4 protein-coding genes are annotated in these 3,822 nt (G+C 69.8%); 3 read left to right on the forward strand and 1 reads right to left on the reverse strand.

The features are described 5' to 3' along the window. Positions 1–7: 7 nt before the first annotated feature. Genes HMPREF3115_RS24175 through HMPREF3115_RS24185 form a run of 3 tightly spaced genes read left to right on the forward strand, consistent with a single transcriptional unit; the run spans position 8 to position 3,300 of the window. Positions 8–2,209 (forward strand): FUSC family protein, encoded by a 2,202-nt coding sequence (locus HMPREF3115_RS24175; RefSeq protein WP_070556408.1) that lies wholly within the window; start codon positions 8–10, stop codon positions 2,207–2,209. Then, on the forward strand, positions 2,206–2,409 hold the full coding sequence (locus HMPREF3115_RS24180; protein WP_006402107.1) for a DUF1656 domain-containing protein: 204 nt from the start codon (positions 2,206–2,208) through the stop codon (positions 2,407–2,409). The genes HMPREF3115_RS24175 and HMPREF3115_RS24180 overlap by 4 nt, the downstream gene beginning before the upstream one ends. A 12-nt stretch (positions 2,410–2,421) precedes the next feature. Beyond that, entirely contained in the window at positions 2,422–3,300 is an 879-nt protein-coding gene (locus tag HMPREF3115_RS24185; protein ID WP_070556412.1) for an efflux RND transporter periplasmic adaptor subunit, read from the forward strand. A gap of 86 nt (positions 3,301–3,386) precedes the next feature. Here HMPREF3115_RS24185 and HMPREF3115_RS32740 read toward each other — a convergent pair. Continuing rightward, positions 3,387–3,822, reverse strand: a 436-nt coding sequence (locus HMPREF3115_RS32740; protein ID WP_256276415.1) for a methyl-accepting chemotaxis protein, incomplete at its 5' end; no start/stop codon positions are given.

Here is a 3,822-nt window from a genome sequence, read left to right on the forward strand (position 1 = left end):
GCACGCCATGTCTGCCTCCTCCCCCGCCTCCCCGCACGCCGGCAGCGCGCTGTCGGCCCGCTTCGCCGCATTCGGCGACTGGGCCCGCACCGACGGCGTCGCATGGCTCTATCTCGCAAAGGCGCTGCTCGCGGCCTTCATCTCGCTCGCCGTGTCGATGCGGCTGGACCTGCCGGCGCCGAAGACCGCGATGACGACGGTGTTCATCGTGATGCAGCCGCAAAGCGGCGCCGTGCTCGCGAAAAGCTTCTATCGCGTCGCGGGCACGATCTTCGGGCTCATCGCGACGCTCACCTTCGTCGGGCTGTTTCCGCAGCAGCCGCAGCTGTTCCTGCTCGCGGTCGCGCTGTGGGTCGCGCTCTGCACGGCTGGCGCCGCGCGCAACCGCAACTTCCGCAGCTACGGCTTCCTGCTGGCCGGCTACACGGCCGCGCTGATCGGCCTGCCCGCGTCGCAGCACCCGGACGGCGCGTTCATGAGCGCGATGACGCGCGTAGCCGAAATCGTCGTCGGCATCGTGTCGGCCGGCGTCGTCAGCGCGCTCGTGTTCCCGCAGTACACGGGCGAGCAGATGCGCACGACGGTGCGCAAGCGCTTCGGCAGCTTCGTCGACTACGTCGCGGCCGCGCTGTCCGGACAGCTCGAACGCGCGCACATCGAAAGCGTGCACACGCGGTTCGTCGCCGACGTGGTCGGCTTCGAGGCCGCGCGCAGCATGGCCGTGTTCGAGAACCCGGACACGCGGATGCGCAGCGGCCGTCTCGCGCGGCTCAACAGCGAATTCATGAGCGCATCGAGCCGCTTCCATGCGCTGCATCAGCTGATGAACCGGCTGCGCGCGGCCGGCGCGCAGGCCGCGGTCGACGCGCTCGAGCCGTATTTCCGCGAGATCGCGCCGCTGCTCACGCGCAACGGCGAGCCGGTGCGCACGTCGGCCGACGCCGCCCACGCGGCCGAGCAGCTGCTCGCGTGGCGCGACGCGCTGCCGCGCCGCATCCGCGCGACGCGTGCCGAACTCGAAACGCAGCCCGACTTTCCGCTGCTCGACTTCGACACGGCCGCCGAGCTGCTATACCGCTTCATCACCGACCTGCGCGAATATGCGGCGACCTACGCGTCGCTGTCGAGCGCGACGCACGAGCGCGAGCGCTGGATCGAGCGCTACGAGCCGCGCACGAACCTGACCGCAGCCGTCATCGCGGGCATCCGCACGGCGGCCGTGATCCTCGTGCTCGGCTGGTTCTGGATCGAAACCGCATGGCCGAGCGGCGTCACGCTGACGCTCACGGCGGCCGCGACCTGTGCGCTCGCGTCGTCGACGCCGCGCCCGACCGCGATGGCCGCGCAGATGGGGATGGGCACCGCACTCGCGGTATGCACCGGCATGATCACGATGTTCGGCATCTATCCGCGCATCGACGGCTTCGCGCTGCTCTGCGTCGGGCTCGCGCCGATGCTCGCGATCGGCATCTTCCTGACGCTGAAGCCGAAGCTCGCGGGCTACGGGATGGGCTATCTGATCTTCTTCAGTTTCCTCGCCGGCCCCGACAACATCACGCACTACGATCCGACCGGCTTCATGAACGACGCGCTCGCGCTCGTGCTGTCGATGCTCGTGTCGGCGATCGCGTTCGCGGTGCTGTTCCCGCCGACCGCGCCGTGGCTCAAGAAGCGGCTGCTCGCCGATCTGCGTCATCAGGTCGTCGCCGCCTGCCACGCACGGCTTGCCGGGCTACGCACGCGCTTCGAGAGCGGCGCGCGCGATCTGATGTATCAGGCGCACACGCTGTCGGCCGACCAGCCGACCGTGCAGCGCGACGCGCTGCGCTGGATGTTCGCGGTGCTCGAAACGGGCAACGCGGCGATCGACCTGCGTGCGGAACTCGCGACGCTGCCGGCCGATCCGCACTACGCGCCGACGATGCCGTGGCGATGTGCGATCGAGACGATGCGCAACGCGCTGTCGGCGCTGTTCGCGAAGCCGGACGCCGCGCGCTTCGACGCGGCGCTCGGCGCAGCCAACGACGCGATCGAAGCGACGCGCCCGCTGCTCGACACGCTGCATGCGTCGCGCGAAGAACGGCACCGCCTGCAGCGCATCCTGAGCCATCTCCATTTCGTGCGCAGCGCGCTGCTCGATCCGGAGTCGCCGCTTGCGCCGCTCAACCGCAACCGCCCCGCACGCCCCCAACCAGGAGCCTCGTCATGATCCCGCGCGAAATCGCGATTCTCGATGCGTACATGCCCACGGTCGTGCTGATGTTCGTCGTCGGCGCGCTCGCGACCTGGGCCGTCGACCGACTGCTCGCCTATACGGGCCTCTACCGTGTCGTCTGGCACCCGTCGCTGTTCCGGGCCTGCCTGCTCGTCTGCATATGCGGCGGACTCAGTCTCGCCGTTTACCGTTGATCCACCACCACCATGATGCTCAGAAAACTCTTCGGCTTCGTCGCGACGGCCGTCATCCTTCTCGTCGCGATCCTGATCGGGCGCTCGCTGTGGGTGCACTACATGGAAGATCCATGGACGCGCGACGGGCGCGTGCGCGCGGAAATCGTCAACGTCGCGCCGGACGTGTCGGGCGCGATCGTCGCGCTGCCCGTGCATGACAACCAGCTCGTCAAGAAGGGCGACCTGATCATGCAGATCGACCCGTCGCACTATCAGATCGCGGTCGAACAGGCGCAGGCGGCCGTCGCCGCCCGCCGCGCGGAACTGCAGATGCGCCGCGACGACGCGGCCCGCCGCGCCGATCTCGACGCGCTCGTCGTGTCGAAGGAAAACCGCGAGAACGCCGCGCACAGCGCGTCGAGCGCCGAGGCGCAGTACCAGCAGGCACTCGCCGCGCTCGACGCCGCGAAGCTGAATCTCGAACGCACGCGCGTCGTCGCGCCGGTCGACGGCTACATCACGAACCTGCAGACCTTCAAGGGCAACTACGCGGTCGCCGGTCAGGCGAAGCTCGCGATCGTCGACAGCCATTCGTTCTGGGTCTACGGCTACTTCGAGGAAACCAAGCTGCCGCGCGTGAAGGTCGGCGCGCCGGCCGAGATGCGGCTGATGAGCGGCGGCGTGATGAAAGGCCACGTCGAGAGCATCTCGCGCGGCATCTACGATCGCGACAATCCGCAAAGCCGCGACCTCGTCGCCGACGTGAATCCGACCTTCAACTGGGTGCGCCTCGCGCAGCGCGTGCCGGTGCGCATCAAGATCGACGAGGTGCCGGACGGCGTACTGCTGTCGGCCGGCACGACCTGCACGGTCATCATCGATCCCGATCGCAAGAAGCAGTCGTCGTAACGCCCGGCGGCCGGACCGCCCGGCCGCCGATGCCGGCTCGGTGTGAGTGGTACACGCGTGGCCCGCGCGTCGCACGCCGCGCGCGCTCAGCCCGCCGCGAGCCGGAAACGTCCGACGAGCGCCTTCAGCGACTGCGCCTGCTCGTCCAGCGCGCGCGCCGCGGCCGCCGCCTGCTCGACGAGCGCCGCGTTCTGCTGCGTGCCGGCATCCATCTGCGTGACCGCGCGGCCGATCTCGTCGATGCCCGCGCTCTGCTCGTCCGAGGCCGCCGCGATCTCGCCGATGATGTCGGTCACGCGCTTGACCGCGCGCACGACGTCGTCCATCGTGCGGCCCGCGTCGTGTGCGAGCGCCGCACCGTTCGCGACGCGCTCGACCGACGCGCCGATCAGCGCGCGGATCTCCTTCGCCGCGGTCGCCGCGCGCTGCGCGAGCGAACGCACCTCGCCGGCGACCACCGCGAAACCGCGCCCCTGCTCGCCCGCGCGTGCGGCCTCGACGGCCGCGTTCAGCGCGAGGATG

Origin of the sequence: Burkholderia sp. HMSC10F09 (genome assembly GCF_001806955.1) — a bacterium.
Classification (GTDB): Bacteria; Pseudomonadota; Gammaproteobacteria; order Burkholderiales; family Burkholderiaceae; genus Burkholderia; species Burkholderia multivorans.